Annotated in this window: 21 protein-coding genes; 19 read left to right on the top strand and 2 right to left on the bottom strand. The window is 72.3% G+C overall.

The annotated features are described in order from the left end of the window. Positions 1-53 precede the first annotated feature (53 nt). The 10 genes from ABFT23_RS14285 to ABFT23_RS14240 all read left to right on the top strand — a co-directional run bounded on the left by ABFT23_RS14285 (position 54) and on the right by ABFT23_RS14240 (position 11,296). On the top strand, positions 54-590 hold the full coding sequence (locus ABFT23_RS14285; RefSeq protein ID WP_347896280.1) for a cell division protein SepF: 537 nt from the start codon (positions 54-56) through the stop codon (positions 588-590). A 230-nt stretch (positions 591-820) separates the two neighbouring features. Then, complete coding sequence (locus ABFT23_RS14280; RefSeq protein ID WP_347896278.1) at positions 821-1,108, top strand: YggT family protein; 288 nt, start codon at positions 821-823, stop codon at positions 1,106-1,108. A 243-nt stretch (positions 1,109-1,351) separates the two neighbouring features. After that, positions 1,352-2,113: a DivIVA domain-containing protein gene (locus ABFT23_RS14275; protein ID WP_347896276.1), complete on the top strand. Its 762-nt coding sequence runs from the start codon at positions 1,352-1,354 to the stop codon at positions 2,111-2,113. Between the two features lie 168 nt (positions 2,114-2,281). Further along, a complete protein-coding gene (locus tag ABFT23_RS14270) occupies positions 2,282-3,169 on the top strand; it encodes a TraR/DksA family transcriptional regulator (protein WP_347896274.1) in 888 nt (295 codons plus the stop codon). Next, the gene (locus ABFT23_RS14265; RefSeq protein ID WP_347896272.1) at positions 3,142-3,717 is read left to right on the top strand and encodes a signal peptidase II; all 576 of its coding nucleotides are present in this window, start codon (positions 3,142-3,144) and stop codon (positions 3,715-3,717) included. Before ABFT23_RS14270 ends, ABFT23_RS14265 begins: the two co-directional genes overlap by 28 nt. Positions 3,718-3,779: 62 nt before the next feature. Next, positions 3,780-4,646 carry an RluA family pseudouridine synthase gene (locus ABFT23_RS14260; RefSeq protein WP_347897031.1) on the top strand — a complete coding sequence of 289 codons (867 nt, stop codon included), beginning with the start codon at positions 3,780-3,782 and terminating at the stop codon, positions 4,644-4,646. Further along, positions 4,633-5,094, top strand: a complete 462-nt coding sequence (locus tag ABFT23_RS14255; RefSeq protein ID WP_347896270.1) for a GNAT family N-acetyltransferase — start codon at positions 4,633-4,635, stop codon at positions 5,092-5,094. The genes ABFT23_RS14260 and ABFT23_RS14255 overlap by 14 nt, the downstream gene beginning before the upstream one ends. A gap of 173 nt (positions 5,095-5,267) precedes the next feature. Next, entirely contained in the window at positions 5,268-8,822 is a 3,555-nt protein-coding gene (gene dnaE / locus ABFT23_RS14250; protein ID WP_347896268.1) for a DNA polymerase III subunit alpha, read from the top strand. Then, positions 8,819-9,382: a hypothetical protein gene (locus ABFT23_RS14245; RefSeq protein WP_347896266.1), complete on the top strand. Its 564-nt coding sequence runs from the start codon at positions 8,819-8,821 to the stop codon at positions 9,380-9,382. Before dnaE ends, ABFT23_RS14245 begins: the two co-directional genes overlap by 4 nt. Before the next feature lie 135 nt (positions 9,383-9,517). Further along, positions 9,518-11,296, top strand: a complete 1,779-nt coding sequence (locus ABFT23_RS14240; RefSeq protein ID WP_347896264.1) for a hypothetical protein — start codon at positions 9,518-9,520, stop codon at positions 11,294-11,296. Here ABFT23_RS14240 and ybaK read toward each other — a convergent pair. Both ybaK and ABFT23_RS14230 read right to left on the bottom strand, forming a co-directional pair. Then, a complete protein-coding gene (gene ybaK, locus ABFT23_RS14235) occupies positions 11,283-11,774 on the bottom strand; it encodes a Cys-tRNA(Pro) deacylase (protein WP_347896262.1) in 492 nt (163 codons plus the stop codon). The genes ABFT23_RS14240 and ybaK overlap by 14 nt on opposite strands. Continuing rightward, positions 11,774-12,451, bottom strand: a complete 678-nt coding sequence (locus ABFT23_RS14230; RefSeq protein WP_347896260.1) for an LON peptidase substrate-binding domain-containing protein — start codon at positions 12,449-12,451, stop codon at positions 11,774-11,776. The genes ybaK and ABFT23_RS14230 overlap by 1 nt, the downstream gene beginning before the upstream one ends. 106 nt (positions 12,452-12,557) lie before the next feature. On the opposite strand from ABFT23_RS14230, the gene hisD reads away from it, so the two are divergent. From hisD to ABFT23_RS14185, 9 genes are all read left to right on the top strand, one after another. Beyond that, positions 12,558-13,862, top strand: coding sequence for a histidinol dehydrogenase (hisD, locus tag ABFT23_RS14225; protein WP_347896258.1), 1,305 nt, complete (start codon positions 12,558-12,560; stop codon positions 13,860-13,862). Further along, positions 13,859-14,965, top strand: a complete 1,107-nt coding sequence (locus ABFT23_RS14220) for a histidinol-phosphate transaminase (RefSeq protein WP_347896256.1) — start codon at positions 13,859-13,861, stop codon at positions 14,963-14,965. Before hisD ends, ABFT23_RS14220 begins: the two co-directional genes overlap by 4 nt. Then, positions 14,962-15,579, top strand: coding sequence for an imidazoleglycerol-phosphate dehydratase HisB (hisB, locus tag ABFT23_RS14215; protein ID WP_347896254.1), 618 nt, complete (start codon positions 14,962-14,964; stop codon positions 15,577-15,579). Before ABFT23_RS14220 ends, hisB begins: the two co-directional genes overlap by 4 nt. Further along, entirely contained in the window at positions 15,576-16,229 is a 654-nt protein-coding gene (gene hisH, locus ABFT23_RS14210; protein WP_347896253.1) for an imidazole glycerol phosphate synthase subunit HisH, read from the top strand. The genes hisB and hisH overlap by 4 nt, the downstream gene beginning before the upstream one ends. Before the next feature lie 10 nt (positions 16,230-16,239). Then, a complete protein-coding gene (locus tag ABFT23_RS14205; protein ID WP_347896251.1) occupies positions 16,240-16,587 on the top strand; it encodes a hypothetical protein in 348 nt (115 codons plus the stop codon). Between the two features lie 5 nt (positions 16,588-16,592). Next, positions 16,593-17,339 (top strand): bifunctional 1-(5-phosphoribosyl)-5-((5-phosphoribosylamino)methylideneamino)imidazole-4-carboxamide isomerase/phosphoribosylanthranilate isomerase PriA, encoded by a 747-nt coding sequence (gene priA / locus ABFT23_RS14200; protein WP_347896250.1) that lies wholly within the window; start codon positions 16,593-16,595, stop codon positions 17,337-17,339. Continuing rightward, positions 17,336-18,100: an imidazole glycerol phosphate synthase subunit HisF gene (gene hisF, locus ABFT23_RS14195; RefSeq protein WP_347896248.1), complete on the top strand. Its 765-nt coding sequence runs from the start codon at positions 17,336-17,338 to the stop codon at positions 18,098-18,100. Before priA ends, hisF begins: the two co-directional genes overlap by 4 nt. A gap of 268 nt (positions 18,101-18,368) precedes the next feature. Beyond that, a complete protein-coding gene (locus ABFT23_RS14190) occupies positions 18,369-20,192 on the top strand; it encodes an ABC transporter ATP-binding protein (protein WP_347896247.1) in 1,824 nt (607 codons plus the stop codon). Beyond that, positions 20,189-22,042 (top strand): ABC transporter ATP-binding protein, encoded by a 1,854-nt coding sequence (locus tag ABFT23_RS14185; protein ID WP_347896246.1) that lies wholly within the window; start codon positions 20,189-20,191, stop codon positions 22,040-22,042. The genes ABFT23_RS14190 and ABFT23_RS14185 overlap by 4 nt, the downstream gene beginning before the upstream one ends. Positions 22,043-22,045 lie beyond the last annotated feature (3 nt).

Raw genomic sequence — 22,045 nt, 5'->3', positions numbered from 1 at the left:
CCGGGCCCCGGCACACGCCGGACCCAACCTGTCCGACCGAGATGAGTGGTGACATGAGCGGCGCGATGCGCAGGATCGGTGAGTACCTCGGCCTGCTCGAGGACACCGGTCGCTACGACGACTACGACCAGTACGACGAGCGCGACGACCGCGACGTGCGGGAGACCGAGCCGGTCCAGGCCGCGACCCGCCCCCGCCGCGTCGAGCGCGACGAGACCGAGACCCGCCCGGCCCCGGTCGCCGACCTCGCCGAGCGTCGGCGCGCCGTCGGCCCGACCCCGCTGCAGGAGGCCCCCGCCGTGGCCGAGCTCTCCCGGATCACGACCCTGCACCCGCGCACCTACAACGAGGCCCGCGTCGTCGGCGAGAACTTCCGCGAGGGCACGCCGGTGATCATGAACCTCACCGAGATGGACGACAACGACGCCAAGCGCCTCGTCGACTTCGCCGCCGGACTCGTCTTCGCCACGCGCGGCACCATCGAGCGGATCACCAACAAGGTCTTCCTGCTCTCTCCGCCCAACGTCTCCGTGGCCGCCGAGGACAAGCAGCGCATCGCCGAGAGCGGCGCCTTCTTCAACCAGAGCTAGTTCCGATTGGTCGGATGCTGGTGCCCCAGACCGACCACCGGGCACCCGACGTGCGCGGTGGTGTGCGCCGAGTAGGGGCCGGGCGCCTGCGCCCCCGAGCGGCTCCGGCGACCGCCTGCACCCGCGACGTCGACACGGCGTCTCCCCGCCCCGGGGTGCTGGGCGGTGCCCGCTAGGCTCGCCGCCACCAGGCCCGCACGACCCGACGACCGACAGGTAGGACCCTCGCGTTGATCGCCGCTCAGATCCTCTACGGACTCATCATGGCGTTCATCGGCTGCATGTGGATCCGGTTCATCGTCGACTGGGTGCAGGTCTTCGCGCGGTCGTGGAGCCCGCGAGGGCCACTGCTCGTCGTCCTCGAGGTGGTCTACTCGATCACCGACCCGCCGATCAAGGCACTGCGCCGGGTGATCCCGCCGCTGCGCATCGGCAACTTCGCGCTCGACCTCAGCTTCCTGATCGTCTTCGTCGGCGCCTACATCGCCTCGCGGCTGGTCGTGTCCTACCTGCTCTGACGCGGAGTCCGGCGTCCGTGCTCGAGGTGGTGTGTGACGTCCGTGTGACGGCGGCGTTGTGACGCTGCGTCCCCGAGGCCTTACGCTCGGCACGCCACAAGGGCACGCGTTGTCACATCTGCACCAGCCAGGCGCTAGGGTTTCTCGGGATGCGCCACGGTCGCGGGGCCGACCCGTCGGCCCCAGAGCTTGCAGCACCCGACCAGCACCGACCAGCACCACCGACAAGAATCGAGCGAAGTCATGCCACTGACGCCTGAGGACGTGAGCAACAAGCGATTCACGCCCGTCCGGCTCCGTGAGGGCTACGACATGGGCGAGGTCGACCAGTTCCTCGACGAGGTCGAGGCCGAGCTCGCGCGGCTCACCCGGGAGAACGACGACCTGCGGGCCAAGCTCGCGGCCGCCCAGTCCGGCGCCCCCGCCCCGCAGAGCGCCCCCGAGCCGGCGCCCGTCGCCTTCCAGAAGGCCCCCGAGCCGCCGGCCCCTGCGCCGGCCCCGGTCCAGGCTCCGGCTCCGGTCGCAGCCGCTCCGGCCACGACCGAGGTGCAGACCATCCGGGTCGAGACGGTGCCCGAGGCCTCCAACGCCGCCGCCCGGCTGCTCGAGATCGCCACGCGCAACGCCGACGAGCTCGTCGAGGACGCCAAGAACGAGGCCGACAAGATCATCGGCGAGGCCCGCACCAAGGCCGAGCGTCTCGACAGCGAGTCCAAGAGCAAGGCCGACCGCCTCGAGTCCGACGCCCGCACCCGGGCCCAGATGCTCGACGCCGAGACCGCCGAGCGCCGCACGCAGCTCTTCGGCGACCTCGAGAAGGAGCGCGACAAGCTCTCCGTCGAGGTCGAGAACCTCCGCTCCTTCGAGCGCGAGTACCGCTCCCGCCTCAAGAGCTACTTCAGCCAGCAGCTCGAGGCGCTCGCAGGCACCGGCGACCAGGAGCCGCAGCAGGAGCCGCCGGCTCCCAAGCGCCTCCGCTCGATCCTCGGCGAGGACGAGGCCTGAGGGCCACCTCCCGCACAGCTCAGCACGTCGCGACGGCCGTCCCACCGGGGCGGCCGTTGCGCTATTTGGCACTACGTCCATGTCGGTGATTGAGACGCAGATCACCAGCGGATACCGTTCGTGCCGCCGTGGCACTCCGGTCATGGCCGACGGAAGGGCCGTGGTCCGATGGTTCGCAGCACCCGCAAGCTCGCCCAGGTCGCTCGCAAGGCGCTGACCCGCACCACCAAGCAAGCGGCCGGCGCGGCAGCGAAGAAGGCGGCTCCGGCGAAGAAGGCGGCTCCGGCGAAGAAGGCGGCTCCGGCGAAGAAGGCGGCTCCGGCGAAGAAGGCGGCTCCGGCGAAGAAGGCGGCTCCGGCGAAGAAGGCGGCTCCGGCGAAGAAGGCGGCCCCGGCGAAGAAGGCGGCCCCGGCGAAGAAGGCGGCCCCGGCGAAGAAGGCGGCCCCGGTCAAGAAGGCGGCCCCGGTCAAGAAGGCGGCCCCGGTCAAGAAGGCGGCTCCGGTCAAGAAGGCGGCTCCGGTCAAGAAGGCGGCCCCGGTCAAGAAGGCGGCTCCGGTCAAGAAGGCGGCTCCGGTCAAGAAGGCGGCCCCGGCGAAGAAGGCCGCCCCGGTCAAGAAGGCGGCCCCGGTCAAGAAGGCGGCCCCGGTCAAGAAGGCCGCCCCGGCCTCGCTGGTCGTCCAGGAGGGTGAGGCCGCCTGGACGAAGGAGGAGCTGGCCGAGGTGCTCGCCGAGCTCCACGAGCAGCGCACCCACAGCGCCGAGATCACCGAGACGATGGACGCCGAGCTCGCCGACCTCATGCGCGACTCGGGCGACGGCGCCGGGCACGACCAGGCCGACATCGGCGCGTCCAGCTTCGAGCGCGACCACGAGATCTCGGTGCTCAACAACGAGCGCGACAAGCTCGCCCAGATCGACCGGGCTCTCGAGCGCATCGACGACGCCACCTACGGCGTGTGCGAGTCGTGCGGGAACCCCATCGGGAAGAATCGGTTGATGGTGTTCCCGCGTGCCACACTGTGCATGACATGCAAGCAGCGCGAGGAACGCCGGTAGGCTCCATCACCCCGCGGCTCCGCTGGATCTTCATCACGATCGCGGGCCTCGCCTACGCCGTCGACCAGGTCTCGAAGTACCTCGCCGAGCAGCACCTCGAGGGCCGTCCCGACGTCCAGGTGATCGGCGAGATCCTCCAGCTGCACCTGACCTACAACCCGGGCGCCGCGTTCAGCACCGGCACCGGGTTCACGCCGGTCATCACGATCGTGGCCATCATCGCCACGGCGGTCGTGCTGTGGTACTCCCGGCGCATCGGCAGCACCGCCTGGGCGGTCGCGCTCGGCCTGCTGCTCGCCGGCATCACGGGCAACCTCACCGACCGCCTGCTGCGTGACCCCGGCCCGATGCGCGGCCACGTGGTCGACATGCTGATGCTGCCGAACTGGCCGGTCTTCAACGTCGCCGACGTGTGCATCAACGTCGCGGCGGGCCTGATCATCATCCAGGCCCTGCGCGGCGTCCGGCTCGACGGCACCCGCGAGGGCGAGGCCGTTGAGACGGCCGACGAGACCGCCGACAAGACCGCCGAGGAGCGAGCCGAGTGACCGCCGACCACCGCAGCCTCATCGTCCCGGACTCCCTCGCCGGCGAGCGGGTCGACGCCGCCATGGCGCAGCTGTTCGGTCTCTCGCGCACCCGTTCGGCCGAGCTGATCGGCCGTGGTCTCGTGCAGGTCGACGGCGCCGACGTCAGCAAGAGCGACCGGGTGCTGCCCGGTGCCCAGCTCGACGTCACCATCCCGGTGGAGGCCGACCCGCTCGAGGTCGTGCCGGAGGTCGTCGAGGGCATCGGGATCATCCACGACGACCCGTCGATCGTGGTGATCGACAAGCCGGTCGGGGTCGCCGTCCACCCCTCGCCGGGCTGGTCCGGCCCCACCGTCGTCGGCCACCTGGCCGGCGCCGGGTTCCGCATCGCCACCTCGGGTGCCTCCGAGCGTCAGGGCATCGTCCAGCGTCTCGACGTCGGCACGTCGGGCGTGATGGTGATCGCGAAGTCCGAGCACGCCTACTCGGTGCTCAAGAACGCCTTCCGTGAGCGCACGGTCGACAAGACCTACCACGCGCTGGTGCAGGGGCACCCCGACCCGCACGAGGGCACGATCGACGCCCCGATCGCCCGCCACCCCGGCGCCGACCACCGCTTCGCCGTCATCGACGGCGGCCGCCCGAGCGTCACCCACTACGAGACCCTCGAGGCCCACCGGTTCGCCAGCCTGCTCGAGGTGCACCTTGAGACCGGGCGCACCCACCAGATCCGCGTCCACATGTCGGCCCTCAAGCACCCGTGCGTCGGCGACCTCACCTACGGAGCCGACCCCACCCTCGCCCGGCGCTTCGGCGTGACCCGGCAGTGGCTGCACGCCGTCCGCCTCGGCTTCGAGCACCCCGAGACCGGGGAGCAGGTCTCCTACGAGTCGGCCTACCCCGACGACCTCGCGCGGGCGCTCGAGGTCGTCCGTGCCTCCCACTGACGACGCCGAGGTCCTCCTCCGCCCCGCCACCCCCGACGACGCGGCGCCGGTCGCCGCGGTCCACCTCGCCTCGCGTCGTGCGGGCGCCATGCCCCCCGGCGTGCACCCCGACCACGAGGTCGAGGCCTGGCTGGCCGGCCGGCTGGCGGTCGACGAGACCTGGGTCGCCGAGGCCGCCGGACGGGTCGTCGGCTACGTGCGCATGACCGCCACCTGGCTCGACGACCTCTACGTGGCGCCGTCCCACGCCGGTCAGGGGATCGGCTCGATGCTCCTCGACCTCGCCAAGGCCCGTCGTCCCGGGGGCTTCTCGCTGTGGGTCTTCGAGTCCAACGCCCCGGCCAGGGCGTTCTACCGCCGCCACGGGCTCGTCGAGCGCGAGCACACCGACGGCGCCGACAACGAGGAGCAGGAGCCCGATTTGCGGATGTCGTGGCGGGTCGGCTAGCGCCGTCCCCGGCCCCCGCCCCGGTCGCCCCCGACTGTCGGCGGTGGGTGCCACGATGGGGGCGTCGGCTCGCGTAGGCTGACGGTCTTCCCCAGGGGCCCGTCGCGCTTCCCCCGCCGGCACCCTGTCCGCTCTGCCCGAACTCAGCGACCCATCCCAGGAGCGCCCGCGCGATGCCCACCGGTGACGACTTCGTCCACCTGCACGTCCACACCGAGTACTCCATGCTCGACGGCGCCTCGCTGCTCGACGGCCTCTTCCAGCGCACCGAGAAGCTCGGCATGCGCTCGATCGCGATGACCGACCACGGCAACATGCACGGCGCGTTCGACTTCTGGTCGAAGGCTCGCAAGTACGGCGTCAAGCCGATCATCGGCATCGAGGCCTACATCACCCCCGACACCCCGCGCGGCGAGCGCAAGCGCGTGCGGTGGGGCAAGGGCGACCTCAAGGAGGAGGGCGGCAACGACGTCGCCGGCGGTGGCGCCTACACCCACATGACCATGTGGGCCGAGACCACCCAGGGCATGCACAACCTGTTCAAGCTCAGCTCGCGGGCCAGCCTCGAGGGCTACTTCTACAAGCCCCGCATGGACAAGGAGATCCTCGCCGAGCACAGCGAGGGCCTCATCGTCAGCACGGGGTGCCCCAGCGGCGCCGTCCAGACCCGGCTGCGGCTCGGCCAGTACGACGCCGCCGTCGCCGAGGCGGCCGCCCTGCAGGACATCTTCGGTCGCGACAGCGTCTTCCTCGAGCTGATGGACCACGGCATCCAGATCGAGAAGGTCGTGCGCGACGACCTGCTCAGGCTCGGCAAGCAGCTCGGTATCCCGCCGCTGGCCACCAACGACTCGCACTACAACAACCCCGAAGACGCCGACGCCCACGACGCCCTCATCTGCGTCGCCTCCGGCAAGCGTCTCTCCGATCCCAACCGGCTCAAGTTCGACGGCGGCGGCTACTACATCAAGTCGGCCGCCGAGATGCGCGAGCTGTGGGCCGACAAGTGGGGCATGCCCGAGGCCTGCGACAACACCCTGGCCATCGCCGAGCGGTGCGACGTCGAGTTCACCGAGTCCACCGGCGGCTACATGGCGCGCGCCGACATCCCGGCCGGCGAGACCGAGGAGAGCTGGTTCCGCAAGGAGGTCTGGCGCGGCATCGAGGCCCGCTACCCGGGCGAGCGGCTCACCCAGGAGGTGCGCGACCGCGTCGAGATGGAGCTGACGATCGTGGCCCAGAAGGGCTACTGCGGCTACTTCCTCGTGGTTGCCGACTTCATCCAGTGGTCGAAGGACCACGGCATCCGCGTCGGCCCCGGCCGCGGCTCCGGCGCCGGCTCCATCGCCGCCTACGCCTTGCTCATCACCGACCTGTGCCCGCTCGAGCACGGCCTGTTCTTCGAGCGGTTCCTCAACCCCGAGCGCCCCTCGATGCCCGACTTCGACATCGACTTCGACGACCAGCGCCGCGGCGAGGTCATCCAGTACGTCGCCGAGAAGTACGGCGCCGAGCGGGTCGCGATGATCGCCACCTTCGGCCGGCTGAAGGCCAAGGCGGCCATCAAGGACGCCGCCCGCGTGCTCGACCACGGCTTCGCCATCGGCGACAAGATCACCAAGGCGCTGCCCGCCGACGTCATGGGCAAGGGCGTGCCGCTCAAGGAGCTGTTCAACTCCGAGCACAAGCGCTACGGCGAGGGCGGCGAGTTCCGGGCCCTGCACGACTCCGACCACGACGTCCGCACGATCTACAACACCGCGCTCGGCCTCGAGGGCCAGATCCGCAACTGGGGCGTGCACGCGGCCGGCGTGATCATGTCGAGCGAGCCGATCGTCGACGTCGTCCCGATCATGATGCGCCCGCAGGACGGCGCCATCATCACCCAGTTCGACTACCCGATGTGCGAGTCGCTCGGGCTGGTCAAGATGGACTTCCTGGGCCTGTCCAACCTCCGCATCCTCGACGACGCCCTGAGCAACATCACGGCCAACCGCGAGCTCGACGTCGTGCTGGAGGAGCTGCCGTTCGACGACCGGGCCACCTACGAGCTGATGGGCCGCGGCGACACCCTCGGCGTGTTCCAGCTCGACGGCGGCGGCATGCGCGCCCTGCTGCGCTCGATGCAGCCCGACCAGTTCGCCGACATCACCGCCGTCTCGGCCCTCTACCGGCCGGGCCCGATGGGTGCCGACTCGCACAACAGGTACGCCAAGCGCAAGAACGGCCGCGAGCCGATCGAGCCGATCCACCCGGCGCTGGCCGAGGCCCTCGAGCCGGTCCTGGGCGAGACCTACGGCCTCATCGTCTACCAGGAGCAGGTGATGGCGATCGCGCAGGTGCTCGCCGGCTTCACCCTCGGTGCCGCCGACAACCTGCGCCGCGCGATGGGCAAGAAGAAGAAGGAGGAGCTCGACAAGCAGTACGCCGGCTTCCAGGCCGGCATGCTCGAGCGCGGCTTCCCGCAGGACGCCATCGACACGCTCTGGGCCATCCTGCTGCCGTTCTCCGACTACGCCTTCAACAAGTCGCACTCGGCCGCCTACGGCGTCATCACCTACTGGACGGCCTACCTCAAGGCCAACTACCCGACCGAGTACATGGCTGCCCTCCTCACCTCGGCCAAGGACGACAAGGACAAGCTGGCCATCTACCTCAACGAGTGCCGGCGGATGAAGATCCAGGTGCTCCCGCCCGACGTCAACGAGTCGGCCGCCGACTTCACCCCGGTCGGTCGTGACATCCGCTTCGGCCTCACCGCCATCCGCAACGTCGGGGCCAACGTCGTCGACCACGTCGTCGCCGCGCGCACCGAGCAGGGCCGGTTCACCGACTTCGGCGACTTCATGTCGAAGGTGCCCGCACCGGTGTGCAACAAGCGCGTGCTCGAGTCGCTCATCAAGGCCGGCGCCTTCGACGACATGAAGCTCAAGCGGCGCGCGCTGGTCGCCGTCCACGAGTCGGCGGTCGACCAGTACGTCGACATCAAGCGCAACGAGGCGATCGGCCAGGACTCCCTGTTCGCCGGGCTCGACGACGGCGACGACGGTGGCTTCGGCGTCTCGGTGGCGATCCCCGACATCGACGAGTGGGACAAGATGACCCTGCTCGGCCACGAGCGCGAGATGCTCGGCCTCTACGTCTCCGACCACCCCCTGCTCGGCCTCGAGCACGTGCTCTCGCGAGGCACCGACTGCACCATCGGCCAGCTGATGCTCGACGAGGACCGCGCCGACGGCTCGACCATCACCATCAGCGGCCTGGTCACCTCGGTGCAGCGCAAGATCACCAAGAAGGGCGACGCCTGGGCGATGATCACCGTCGAGGACCTCGACGGCGCCATCGACGTGCTGCTGTTCCCCAGCGCCTACCAGCTCGCCAGCCCCTACCTGCAGGAAGACGCGATCCTCACCGTCAAGGGCCGGTTGTCGAAGAGCAAGGACCAGCCCGAGATCCACGGTCAGGAAGTCTCGGCCCCCGACCTCAACGAGGGCCCGGCCGGCCCGGTGACCATCAGCCTGCCGCGCACCCGGTGCACGGCACCGGTCGTCGACCAGCTCAAGGACGTCCTGGCCACCCACCCGGGCATGACCGAGGTGCGGCTGCGCCTGCTCACCCGGGAGAAGACGTTGGTCATGCGGCTCGACGACCGGCTGCGGGTCAACGCCACCCCGGCCCTGTTTGCCGACTTGAAGCAGCTCCTCGGACCAGGTTGTCTGGCCGGGTGAAGCATCAGCCGTGGTCCCGCATCCTCGTCGAGGCGGCGGCGGTGCTGGTGCTGTTCGCCGCCGTCGGCGCCGGCGCCGGCTGGCTGTGGCGTCAGGTGTGGGACCCCCCGCTCGGCGTCGTCGAGCAGCGGCAGTGGCTCTACGTCGACTTCAACGCCGTCGGGCACCTGTTCGGCGGCACGGGCCTGTTCGCCGTCATCGGCTTCGGGGCGATGGTCGTGGCCGGCGTCGTGGCCGCGCTGGCGTGCCGCGGCTCCGAGCTGGCCACCCTCGTGGTGGTGGCACTCGCGGGCGGTCTCGCGGCATTCGTCGCCTACCAGGTGGGCACGGCCGCCAACGGCCCCGACCCGCGCCTGCTCGCGCTCGTGCTCGACGACCGCACCCAGCTGCCCGGGCTGCTCGAGGTCACCGGTCGTCCGCCGTTCCTGGCCTGGCCCCTCGGCGCCCTCGTCGGTCTGGCCGGCACCTACGTGCTGACCACCGGCGTCTCGGCCGGGGTCGCCGAGACCCGCCGGGTCGACCTCGCCGAGCAGCCCGGCACCCCCACCCACCGCGCCTGAGCACCGGGGCTCAGGCGGCCACACCGGTCACCGCGGGAGACTGCGGTGACGGATGAATCGGAACCCGACGGGGTAGGTACCCGTCGTACCATCCGTCCCTCAAGCACCTGTCAGCACTCGAAAGCGGGTTGTCCCATGACCAGCAGCTTCCCTCCGCCCCCCGGCCCCGGCGACGACGGCACCCGCCCCGAGTTCCTCGACAGCAGCTCCGGCGCCTCGCACCTCCCCCCGCCGCCGCCCTACCCGCCGGGCGGCGAGCCGAAGCGCGGCGGACGGCGACGCGCCGTGATCGCCGGCGGCACGGCCCTGGGGCTGGTCGCGGCGGCCGGCGGTGCGTTCGCGGTCTACCAACTCGCCTTCGCCACCGGTCCGCAGCCCGCCGAGGCACTGCCGGCCTCGACCGTCGGCTACGTCGGCATCGACCTCGACCCCAGCGGCGAGCAGCAGCTCGAGGCCTACGACGTCGTCGAGGACTTTCCGTCCTTCGGCGGACTCGGCATCGAGAGCAAGGACGACCTGCGCGAGAAGTTCGTCGAGCTCGTGCAGGACGAGGCCGGGCTCTGCCCCGACCTCGACTTCGACGACGACGTGAAGCCCTGGCTGGGTGAGCGGTTCGGCATCGCCGCGGTCGACGTCGGCGCCGACCTGGCCGGCAACGACGCCGGCATCGCGCCGGTCTACGTCGTCCAGCTGGACGACGCCGACCGGGCCGACGACGGCATCGGCCAGATCAAGGCCTGCGCGTCCGGCTCCGGCGACCCCAGCCGCAGCTCCGACGAGGGCCCCGGGGGCTGGGCGATCGAGGGCGACTGGGCGGTCATCGCCGAGTCCACCGAGATCGCCGAGGCCGTCTCGCAGGCCGCGCAGGACGAGCCGCTCTCCGGCGACGCCGACTTCCAGAAGTGGACCGAGGCGGCCGGCGACACCGGGTTCCTCACCGCCTACGCCGCGCCGGAGGCCGGTCAGCTGATCGCCGACCTCGCCGGGGCGTTCGGGCCCGGGCAGATCGAGTGCGGCGCGTCGTCGGGGCCCTTCTCCGCCGATCCCTCCGCCGACCCGTTCGCCTCCTCCTGCTCCGAGCTGAGCAGCGGCCTCGACGCGCAGGTGGGGGAGATCCAGGAGATGGCCGAGAGCTTCGAGGGCGGTGCGATGACCGTGCGGGCCAACGACGGCGGCCTCGAGGTCGAGGTGGCCGCGTCGATGAACCTGTTCGGCCTCGGCGAGATGGCCGGCTCCGACCGTGGCGGCGACGGCGGCGCCCCCCGGCCCGACGACACCGCGATCGCGATGGGCGCGGGCTTCGAGGACGGCTGGTTCACCGCCCTGGTCGACTACTACGACAGCATCAGCGGCGGGCTGCTCGACCTCGACGACGGGCTCGAGCTGCTCGAGCAGCAGACCGGGCTGTCGTTCCCCGACGACGCCGAGACCCTGGCCGGAGAGTCGGCGGCTCTCGCCATCGGTGGCGACATCGACTGGGAGGCGCTCGAGACCGACCCGGCCGCGCAGCCGATCGGTGTCAAGGTCAAGGGCGACACGGACGCCATCACCGACATCACCGACCGCCTGCTCGCCGACCCCGAGATCGCCCGTGAGCTCGACGGCGACCTCGTCGTCAGCAGCGACGACGACCACGCGGTCGCCGGGCCGTCGCCGGAGTGGAACGAGCGGCTGCTGCAGGACGGCCGGCTCGGCGACAGCGAGAACTACCGCGACGTCGTCCGCGAGTCCGAGAAGGCCTCGCAGGTCATCTTCGTCGACTTCAACCAGGGCGACTGGCTCGCCCGGGCCTTCGCCGCCGACGACGGCGACCCGGAGCTCGAGGCGAACGTGCAGCACCTCAAGGCGCTCGGCATCTCGTCGTGGACCGAGGACGACGTCGCCCACGGCGTCCTGCGCGTCACGGTCGACTGATCGCGCTCACGCTCGCGCCGGTCACCGCCACCAGGTCGGCCGGCGCGAGCTCGAGGTCGAGCCCACGTCGTCCGCCCGAGACCAGCACCGTGTCGTGGTCGAGGGCTGTGGCGTCGACGACGGTGGCGAGGCGACGCTTCTGCCCGACGGGGGAGATACCGCCGACGACGTAGCCGGTCGACCGCTCGGCCGCGGCCGGGTCGGCCATCTGGGCCTTGCGGCCGCCGGCGGCCCGGGCGAGCGCCTTCAGGTCGAGCTGCCCGGTGACCGGGACGACGCCGACCACCAGCGTGCCGTCGACGTCGGCGAGCAGCGTCTTGAACACCCGCGCCGGCTCGACGCCGAGCGCCTCGGCCGCCTCGAGCCCGTAGGAGGTCGCGCGCGGGTCGTGGGTGTACTCGCGGACGACGTAGGTGATGCCCGCCGTTGTCAGCGCCGCCGTGGCGGGCGTGCCGCCGGGGGCCTTCCTCTTCGCCATCAGTTCGGCGACCAGCGCGTGCGGGCCACCTCGGTGGCCGGCAGCGAGGCGATCACGTTCATCGCCCGCAGCTCCGAGCGCAGCAGGTCGGTGACGAGGACGAGCCGCTCCTCGGCGTCGTCGGCCTCGAGCAGCGACTGCCGTTCCTGCAGCGGCAGCGGCGCGCACGCCGCGAGCGTCCAGGACAGATAGGTGGCGTCGCGGGGGAGCGCGCCCTCGTAGGGGTCGGACCGGATCTCCGAGAGCGCCTGACGGTAGGCGGTGAACGTGGCGCGGGCCCGCTCGAGCACGTCGTCGTCGACGTCGGTGTCGGGGTCGGCGCGCGGGGTGACGTGGCCGACCGGGAACGTGCCGGAGGTCTCGAGCCGGTCGAGCTGAAGACGCTCGAGGCCGACGGCGACGACGTCGAAGGTGCCGTCGGCGTGCGCCTCGACCTCGGTGAGCAGCGCCCGGCACCCGGTGCGGAACAGCGACTGTGCGCCGTGGTCGCCGACCTCGTAGCCCTCGCGGATCGCGACCGAGCCGAACACCCGCTCGGCCGGGTCGTCGATGCGCAGCAGGTGGTGCACCAGGGCGCGGTAGCGGTCCTCGAAGACCCGCAGCGGCACGCTCAGCCCCGGGAACAGCACCGAGTTCAGCGGGAACATCGGCAGGGTCGTCCCGGGCTCGTCACTCACGTCCTCAACCTAACCGGCCGGGCGAGCCCCGCCCGCGCACCGGCCGCGATTCTCGCCGTCCGGTGTCCGGTCGGAGGTGCCGGCCACGGCTCCCTAGGATGGGGGCATGATCCGTCCTATCGACCTGCGTGGGGCCGACCGCTCCACGCTCGACTACCGAGCCGCCGTCCCGCGCGCGGACTTCGACGTCGAGGCAGCGGTCCCGGCGGTGCATGACATCCTCGAGGCGGTGCGCACCCGCGGCGTCGAGGCCGTCCTGGAGTACAACGAGCGCTTCGACGGCGGCACGGCCGGCGACGACATCCGGGTCCCCGAGGCCACCATCGCCGCTGCCCTCGAGGCGCTCGACCCCGACATCCGCGCCGGGCTCGAGGAGTCGGTGCGTCGGCTGCGCGCCACCTGCGCGGCCGAGCTCGAGCACGACGTCGTCACCGACCTCGGCCCGGGCGCGCGCGTCGTCCACCGCAAGGTGCCGGTCGACCGGGTCGGCCTCTACGTGCCCGGCGGCCTCGCCCCGCTCGTGTCGAGCGTGCTGATGAACGTCGTCCCGGCGCAGACCGCCGGCGTCACCTCGATCGCCCTGTCGTCGCCGCCCCAGCGCGACCACGGCGGGCTCCCGCACCCGACGATCCTGGCCGCCTGCGCCCTGCTCGGCGTCACCGAGGTCTACGCCGTCGGCGGCGCCCAGGCCATCGCGATGTTCGCCCACGGGGCCGGCCCGTGCCGCCGCGTCGACCTGGTCACCGGGCCCGGCAACATCTACGTCGCGGCCGCCAAGAGGCTCGTGCGCGGGCTGGTCGGCATCGACTCCGAGGCCGGGCCCACCGAGGTCGCCGTGCTCGCCGACGACACCGCCGACGCCGTCTACGTCGCCGCCGACCTGATCAGCCAGGCCGAGCACGACCCGATGGCCGGGGCGGTGCTGGTGACGCCGTCCGAGACCCTCGCCGAGGCCGTGCTGGCCGAGCTCGAGCGCCAGGTGCCGACCGCCAAGCACAGTGAGCGCATCCAGGTCGCGCTCGCGGGTCGGCAGTCCGGCGTCGTGCTGGTCGACGACGTCGACCAGGGCCTCGACGTCGTCAACGCCTACGCCGCCGAGCACCTCGAGATCCACACCGCCGACGCCGCTGCGGTGGCCGCCCGGGTGCGCAACGCCGGCGCGATCTTCGTCGGCCCGCACGCGCCGGTGAGCCTCGGCGACTACTGCGCCGGATCGAACCACGTGCTGCCCACTGGCGGCTGCGCCTGCCACTCCTCGGGGCTGTCGGTGCGGGCGTTCCTCAGGTCGGTGCACGTCGTCGACTACACCCGCGAGGCGCTCGCCGAGGTGGCCGACCACGTCGTCACGCTCGCCGAGGCCGAGGACCTCCCCGGTCACGGAGCGGCCGTGAGGGTGCGGTTCGAGCCATGAGCACCTTCCCGCCGATGCGGGAGGAGCTGCGCGGCGAGACGCCCTACGGCGCCCCGCAGCTCGACGTCCCCGTGTGCCTGAACACCAACGAGAACCCCTACGGTCCCTCGCCGGCCGTCGTCGCCGACATCGCGACCGCGGTCGCGCACGCCGCGACCTGCCTCAACCGCTACCCCGACCGCGAGCACGTCGCGCTGCGCGAGGCGCTCGCTGCCTACCTGACGCGCGACGTCGCCCACACCGGCGCGACCATCGCCGCCGAGCAGGTGTGGGCGGCCAACGGATCCAACGAGGTGATGCTGCAGCTGCTGCAGGCCTTCGGCGGCCCCGGCCGCACGGCGGTCAGCTTCGCGCCGACCTACTCGATGTACCCCGAGTACGCCCGCGACACCCACACCCGCTGGGTCGCCGGACGACGCGCCGACGACTTCGGCCTCGACCTCGACGCCGCCCGCGCGCTCATCGAGGCCGAGCGACCGCACGTCGTCCTGCTGCCCTCGCCGAACAACCCGACCGGAACCGCCCTTGCGCCCGAGGCCATCGGGGCGCTGTGCGAGCTCGTCGGCGAGCGCGGCATCGTCGTCGTCGACGAGGCCTACGGCGAGTTCCGGCGTCCGGGGGTGCCCTCGGCGCTGGAGGCGCTGCCCGCCCACCGCAACCTCGTCGTCACCCGCACGATGAGCAAGGCGTTCGCCGCCGCCGGGCTCCGCCTCGGCTACCTCGCCGCCGACCCGGCCATCTGCGACGCGATCCGCGTCGTGCGCCTGCCCTACCACCTCTCGGCGGTCACCCAGGCCGTCGCGACGGCCGCGCTCGGGCACGCGCCCGAGCTGCTCGGCTACGTCGACGCGCTGCGGGCCGAGCGCGACGACCTCGTCGTCTGGCTGCGCGAGCAAGGTCTGCAGGTCGCCGACTCCGACGCCAACTTCGTGCTCTTCGGCACCTTCGCCGACCGCCACGCGGTCTGGCAGGAGCTGCTCGATCGCGGCGTCCTCATCCGCGAGACTGGCCCCGACGGCTGGCTGCGCGTGTCGGTCGGCACCCCCGACGAGATGACGTCGTTCAAGAGCGCCCTGGGCGCCGTGCTGGAGGAGATCGCATGAGCAGGACCGCCCGCATCGAGCGGAGGACGTCCGAGTCGAGCGTGCTGGTCGAGGTCGACCTCGACGGCACCGGCCAGCACGACATCTCCACCGGCGTCGGCTTCTACGACCACATGCTCACCGCGTTCTCGCGGCACTCGCTGGTCGACCTCGTCGCCCGTTCCGAGGGCGACGTGCACATCGACGCCCACCACACCGTCGAGGACACCGCGATCGTGCTCGGCCAGGCGCTGCGCGAGGCGCTCGGCGACAAGTCCGGCATCCGCCGCTTCGGCGACGCCACCCTGCCGCTCGACGAGGCGCTCGTGCAGGCCGTCGTCGACGTCTCCGGCCGGCCCTACTGCGTGCACACCGGCGAGCCCGAGGGCATGCAGTACGTCCGCATCGGCGGCGACGTGCCCGGCAGCGTGCCCTACCTCGGCTCGCTCACCCAGCACGTCTTCGAGTCGATCGCCCACCACGCCCACTTCGGCCTCCACGTGCGCGTGCTCGCCGGCCGCGAGCCGCACCACATCGTCGAGACCCAGTTCAAGGCGTTCGCCCGGGCGCTGCGCGACGCCGTCGCGATCGACCCGCGCGAGACGGGCATCCCCTCGACCAAGGGAGCCCTGTGAGCGGACCTGTGAGCGAGGGCGCGCCCTCGGTCGTCGTCCTCGACTACGGATCAGGCAACATGCGTTCCGTCGTCCGCGCCGTCGAGCGGGCCGGCGCCGACGTCACCCTCACCGGCGACTTCGACACCGCGCTCGCCGCCGACGGGCTCGTCGTCCCGGGTGTCGGCGCCTATGCCGCGTGCATGGCCGGGCTGCGCGCGATCAAGGGCGAGCGGATCATCGGACGCCGCCTCGCCGGCGGCCGCCCGGTGCTCGGCATCTGCGTCGGCATGCAGGTGCTCTTCGCCCGCGGCGTCGAGCACGGCGTCGAGACCGAAGGGTGCGACGAGTGGCCCGGCACCGTGTCGCGGCTGCAGGCCGACGTCGTGCCGCACATGGGCTGGAACACCGTCGAGACCCCGCCCGAGACCTCGCTGTTCGCCGGGGTCGAGACCGAGCGGTTCTACTTCGTGCACTCCTACGCGGCGCGCACCTGGGACCTCGTCACCACCGGCCACACCCGCGAGCCGCTGGTGACCTACGCCCGGCACGGCGGCGACCGGTTCGTCGCCGCCGTCGAGAACGGCCCGCTCTGCGCCACGCAGTTCCACCCCGAGAAGTCCGGCGACGCCGGCGCGCAGCTGCTGCGCAACTGGGTCGGGTCGCTGTGAGCGCGCGGTAGTGGCCGCCGGCGAGCGCGCCCGGCGCCGCGCCGAGCGCGAGCGCGCGGCGGTCGAGCAGGCCGCGGCGCGCGAGGCCGAGGCCGAGCGGGTGGCCCGGCGACGGGCGCGGCGCGACGTCGCCGCCGGGCTGCTGCCCGGTGCGTGGACCGGCCGCAGCCGCAGCGGCGCGCAGACCGGCACCCTGGCCGCCCGCCGGCGTCAGCAGACCGGCCTCGTGATCGCGTTCGTGCTCGCCGTCAACGTGCTCGTCTGGCTCGGCACCTCCGAGTGGGCCGCCCGCGCCTTCCTCGCCCTGCTGAGCGTCTTCATCGCCCCGATCGTCGTCTCCCTCATCACCCGGAAGTAGTCACCGTGACCTCGTACCTCCAGCTCCTGCCCGCCGTCGACATCACCGAGGGCCGCGCCGTCCAGCTCACCCAGGGCGTCGCCGGCTCCGAGCGGGCCTACGGCGACCCCGTCGCGGCCGCGCGCCGCTGGCAGGACGCCGGCGCCGAGTGGCTCCACCTGGTCGACCTCGACGCCGCCTTCGGCCGCGGCTCGAACCGCGGGCTGCAGGCCGAGATCGTCGGCGCGCTCGACATCGACGTCGAGATGAGCGGCGGCATCCGCGACGACGAGTCGCTCGAGGCCGCCCTCGCCACCGGCTGCCGCCGGGTCAACATCGGCACCGCGGCGCTCGAGTCGCCCGAGTGGTGCGCGCGCATCATCGCCGAGCACGGCGACCGGGTCGCGATCGGCCTCGACGTCCGCGGCCGCACCCTCGCCGCGCGGGGGTGGACCCAGGAGGGCGGCGACCTCTACGAGACCCTCGCCCGCCTCGACGCCGAGGGCTGCGCACGCTACGTCGTCACCGACGTCAACAAGGACGGCATGCTGCAGGGCCCCAACCTGCAGCTGCTCCGGGACGTCTGCGCCGCCACCGACCGGCCCGTCATCGCCTCGGGCGGCGTCACCACGCTCGACGACGTCCGCGCCCTCATGGACCTCGTGCCGAACGGCGTCGAGGGCGCCATCGCCGGCACCGCGCTCTACGAGGGCCGGTTCACGCTCGAGGACGCCCTCGCCCTCACGCGGCCCGGTGCGGGAGCGGGCTCGTGAGCCTCGCCGTCCGGGTCATCCCGTGCCTCGACGTCGACGCCGGCCGCGTCGTCAAGGGCATCAACTTCCTCGACCTGCGCGACGCCGGCGACCCCGTCGAGCTGGCCCGCACCTACGACGCCGAGGGCGCCGACGAGCTGACCTTCCTCGACATCTCCGCCTCGCACGAGGGCCGCGCGACGACGATGGAGATCGTCTCGCGCTGCGCCGAGGAGGTGTTCATCCCGCTCACCGTGGGTGGGGGAGTCAAGGCCGTCGGCGACGTCGACCGGCTGCTGCGTGCCGGCGCCGACAAGGTGGCCGTCAACACCGCCGCGATCGAGCGCCCCGAGCTGGTCGCCGAGATCGCCGACCGCTTCGGCAACCAGGTGCTGGTGCTCTCGGTCGACGCGCGCCGGGCGTCGTCCGACACCGACTCCGGCTTCGAGGTGACCACCCACGGCGGTCGCCGCTCCGCCGGCCTCGACGCCGTCGCGTGGGCCGCCCGCGCCGCCGAGCTCGGTGCCGGCGAGATCCTGCTCAACGCCATGGACGCCGACGGCACGCAGGACGGCTTCGACCTCGACCTCGTCCGCCTCGTGCGCGACGCCGTCTCGATCCCGGTCATCGCCTCCGGCGGCGCCGGTCACGTCGACCACTTCGCGCCCGCCGTCGACGCCGGCGCCGACGCGGTGCTCGCCGCCACCGTCTTCCACTTCGGCACCCTGCGCATCAGCGACGTGAAGTCGGCGCTCGGCGCCGCCGGGCACCCGGTGCGCTGAGCCGCACGCCGGGCCGACCGGGTGCGCGACGTGCGCCCCGGGTGTCATCAGGGACCTCTCCGGGTTCTCGGGTGGTGGCAACGGCTGGGAACGACAGGTTCACCCGGTGCACCGGGTGAACCTGCAGCGGTCCGGGTTGACCTCGAGTGCACTCGAGGTCGTTGACTGGCGAGGCCGGTCGACGCCGGCTGTCGGTGGCGGGGAATACCGTGCCGAGGGCGGCAGGTTGCCCACCGGGCGGTCGAGGCCGCCCCAGTCAGGAGAAGCGTTGAGCACCACCACCGAGACCCACCCGCCCGAGACCGACGACGGTGACGCCGTCGACGTCGCCGCGCGACGCACGGGCACGACGTCCGCCGGCTTCGGCGTGCTGTGGGTCGCCATCAAGCGTGAACCGTGGATCTTCACGCTCTCGACCATCGGCAGCGTGCTCTTCGGCGCGCTCACGGTCGCTGATGCCTGGGTGCTCGGCTGGTCGACCGACCACGTCGTGCTGCCGGCCTTCGACGACGGCGAGATCGGCGCCGACATGCTCTGGGCGGTGCTCGCGCTCTTCGTCGGCGTGGCGGTCCTGCGCGCGGTCGGCATCGTCGCGCGGCGCCTCGGCGCCGGCATCATGCAGTACCGCCTCCAGGCGCACTACCGACGTGCGGTCACGCGCCGCTACCTCGCGCTGCCGATGGAGTGGCACCAGCGCCACCCGACCGGCCAGCTGCTCTCCAACGCCAACGCCGACGTCGAGGCCGCGTGGGGGCCCATCGCGCCGCTGCCGATGGCGGTCGGCACCGTCGCGATGATGGTCATCGCGATCGTGCAGATGCTGCTCGCCGACCTGGTCATGGCCTTCGTGGGCCTGCTGGTCTTCCCGGCCGTCGTCGTGGCCAACCTGGTCTACCAGCGCTACTCGCAGGCGCTGGCCACCCGCGCCCAGGAGCTGCGTGCCGAGGTCAGCGAGATCGCCCACGAGTCGTTCGACGGCGCCATGGTGGTCAAGACCCTCGGCCGCGAGGGCGAGGAGGCCGACCGGTTCGGGCGCAAGGCGCTCGAGCTGCGCGACACCAACATCCGCCTCGGCCGCATCCGCGCCGCGTTCGACCCCGTGCTCGCGGCCCTGCCCAGCATCGGCGTGCTCGTCGTGCTCTCGGTCGGCGTCTCACGGGTGCTCAACGGCGACACCGACCCCGGCGACGTCGTCACCGTGGCCTACCTGCTCACCATCGTCTCCTTCCCCATCCGCTCGATCGGCTGGCTGCTCGGCGAGTTCCCGCGCAGCGTCGTCGGCTTCGAGCGCGTCGACCGGGTGCTGCGCACCACCGTCGAGATGCCCTACGGCGACGCCGCCGTGCCGGCGAGCGACCACGGTGCCCGCCTCGACGTCGACGCCCTCGACTACGGCTACGCCCCCGGGCAGCGGCTGTTGCACGACCTCACCTTCGCCGTCGAGCCCGGCCGCACCGTCGCCCTGGTCGGCGCCACCGCCGCGGGCAAGAGCACCATCACCGCGCTCCTGACCCGCCTCGTCGACCCCGACGACGGCGCCATCCGTCTCGACGGCACCGACCTGCGCCACCTCGCGCCCGGCGAGCTCGCCAAGGCCGTCTCGATCGTGCCCCAGACCGCGTTCCTCTTCGACGACACCGTGCGCGGCAACGTGACCCTCGGCGCCGACGTGACCGACGACGACGTGTGGGCGGCGCTGCGCACCGCCCAGGCCGACGGGTTCGTCGCCGCCCTGCCCGACGGCCTGTCCACCCGGCTCGGCGAGCGCGGCACGTCGCTGTCCGGCGGCCAGCGTCAACGTCTCTCGCTCGCCCGCGCCCTGGTCCGCCGTCCCCGACTGCTGATCCTCGACGACGCCACCTCGGCCGTCGACCCCGAGGTCGAGGCGCGCATCCTGGCCGCGCTGCGCGACGGCGACACCGACAGCACCCTGGTCGTCGTCGCCTACCGCAAGGCCACCATCGGCCTGGCCGACGAGGTCCTCCACCTCGCCGACGGTCGCATCGTCGACCGCGGCACCCACGCCGAGCTCCTGCGCCGGTCGTCCGACTACGCCCGCCTCGTCAACGCCTACGAGGAGGACGCGTCGTGACCACCGACACCGAGACCGACACCCACGCCGATCCGGCCGCCGCGCGCGGGCGGGCCACCTCCGGCACCGCGATGACGACGGGGGAGGACCTCGGCGCCATCGAGACGATCCGCCGCGGCGTCCACCACTCGCCCGAGCTCACCGAGGGCATCCGCGTCACGCTGCTGCTCGCCGTCCTCGCCTCCGCCGGGCAGGTCGTCGTGCCGATCGCCGTGCAGCAGACGCTCGACAAGGGCCTCAACGGCCCCGACGGGCCCGACGTCTCGTATACGGTGCTGATGGGCCTGGCCGCCGCCCTCGCGGTCGTGCTCACCGGCGTCGCCAGCTACTTCATGACCAGCCGGCTCTTCCGCACGGCCGAGCGCGGGCTCGCGACCCTGCGCACCAAGGCGTTCCGCCACGTGCACGACCTGCCGCTGCTCACCCAGAACACCGAGCGCCGCGGCTCGCTGGTCTCGCGGGTCACCAGCGACGTCGACCAGGTGAGCCAGTTCCTCGTCTTCGGCGGCCTGCTGTTCGTGATCAGCATCGGCCAGGTGCTGATCGCCACCGTGGTGATGGTCTTCTATTCCTGGCAGCTCGCCCTCGTCGTCTGGGTCTGCTTCGCGCCGCTGTTCCTCAGCCTGCGCTACTTCCAGCGCAAGCTCTCGGCCGCCTACGGCACCGTGCGCCGCCAGGTCGGGCTGATGCTGTCGGCGATCTCCGAGCCGGTGGTGGGCGCTGCGGTCGTGAAGTCCTACGCCGTCGAGGCGCGCACCCAGCAGCGCATCGACGACGCCGTCGCCGTCCACCAGCGGGCCAGCACCGTCGCCCAGGGCTTCACCGCGGTGTCGTTCTCCCTCGGGGGCCTCTCGGCCGGTCTCGCCAACGCCGGCGTGCTGATCGTCGGCATCTGGCTCGGCTTCGCCGGGCAGATCACCGCCGGCGAGGTGGTCGCCTTCGCCTTCCTCGTCACGCTCTTCGTCGGCCCCGTGCAGATGGGCACCCAGATCCTCACCGACGCCCAGAGCGCCATCGCCGGGTGGCGCCGGGTCATCGGCATCCTCGACACCCCGGCCGACCTCGTCGACCCCGGGCCCGACGGCCACGTGCTGCCCCGCGGGCCGGTCGACGTCCGCTTCGACCACGTCGACTTCGCCTACCCCGCCGGGCCGCCGGTGCTGCGCGACGTCGACCTCGCCATCGACGCCGGACGCCGCGTCGCGATCGTCGGCGAGACCGGGTCGGGCAAGTCAACCTTCGCCAAGCTGCTCACCCGGCTGATGGACCCCAGCGAGGGCGCGGTGCTGCTCGACGGCATCGACGTGCGCGACGTCGCGCAGACCTCGCTGCGCTCGAGCGTCGTGCTGGTGCCCCAGGAGGGCTTCCTGTTCGACGACACCATTGCCGCCAACGTGCGCTACGGCCGCCTCGACTCCACCGAGAGCGACATCCTCGCCAGCGCCGCCGAGCTCGGCCTCGGCGACTGGATCGCCGGCCTGCCCGACGGCGTCGCGACCCGCGTCGGCCAACGCGGCGAGTCGCTCTCGGCCGGGGAGCGGCAGCTGGTCGCGCTCCTGCGCGCCCACCTCGCCGACCCCGACCTGCTCGTGCTCGACGAGGCCACCAGCGCCGTCGACCCCCGCCTCGAGATGCGCATCGGTCGCGCCCTCGAACGGCTGATGAGCGGACGCACCAGCGTCACCATCGCCCACCGGCTCTCCACCGCCGAGTCGGCCGACGAGGTCGTCGTCGTCGACCAGGGGCGCGTCGTCCAGCGTGGCCCGCACGCGGTGCTGGTGCAGCAGGAGGGCTCGGTCTACGCGGGCCTGCACCGGTCGTGGGTGAGTCAACAAGGCGCCGGTTCGTGACCG

This window comes from Nocardioides secundeburneus (assembly GCF_039939255.1).
GTDB lineage: Bacteria > Actinomycetota > Actinomycetes > Propionibacteriales > Nocardioidaceae > Nocardioides.
The sequence above is the reverse complement of the archived record's forward strand: the minus strand, read 5'-3'. Positions and strand labels throughout refer to the sequence as shown.

Coding starts and splice junctions, on each gene's coding strand:
- ABFT23_RS14285 (WP_347896280.1), top strand. CDS start 54: ATGAGCGGCGCGATGCGCAGGATCGGTGAGTACCTCGGCCTGCTCGAG.
- ABFT23_RS14275 (WP_347896276.1), top strand. CDS start 1,352: ATGCCACTGACGCCTGAGGACGTGAGCAACAAGCGATTCACGCCCGTC.
- ABFT23_RS14270 (WP_347896274.1), top strand. CDS start 2,282: ATGGTTCGCAGCACCCGCAAGCTCGCCCAGGTCGCTCGCAAGGCGCTG.
- ABFT23_RS14265 (WP_347896272.1), top strand. CDS start 3,142: ATGCAAGCAGCGCGAGGAACGCCGGTAGGCTCCATCACCCCGCGGCTC.
- ABFT23_RS14260 (WP_347897031.1), top strand. CDS start 3,780: ATGGCGCAGCTGTTCGGTCTCTCGCGCACCCGTTCGGCCGAGCTGATC.
- dnaE (WP_347896268.1), top strand. CDS start 5,268: ATGCCCACCGGTGACGACTTCGTCCACCTGCACGTCCACACCGAGTAC.
- ABFT23_RS14240 (WP_347896264.1), top strand. CDS start 9,518: ATGACCAGCAGCTTCCCTCCGCCCCCCGGCCCCGGCGACGACGGCACC.
- ybaK (WP_347896262.1), bottom strand. CDS start 11,774: ATGGCGAAGAGGAAGGCCCCCGGCGGCACGCCCGCCACGGCGGCGCTG.
- hisD (WP_347896258.1), top strand. CDS start 12,558: ATGATCCGTCCTATCGACCTGCGTGGGGCCGACCGCTCCACGCTCGAC.
- ABFT23_RS14220 (WP_347896256.1), top strand. CDS start 13,859: ATGAGCACCTTCCCGCCGATGCGGGAGGAGCTGCGCGGCGAGACGCCC.
- hisB (WP_347896254.1), top strand. CDS start 14,962: ATGAGCAGGACCGCCCGCATCGAGCGGAGGACGTCCGAGTCGAGCGTG.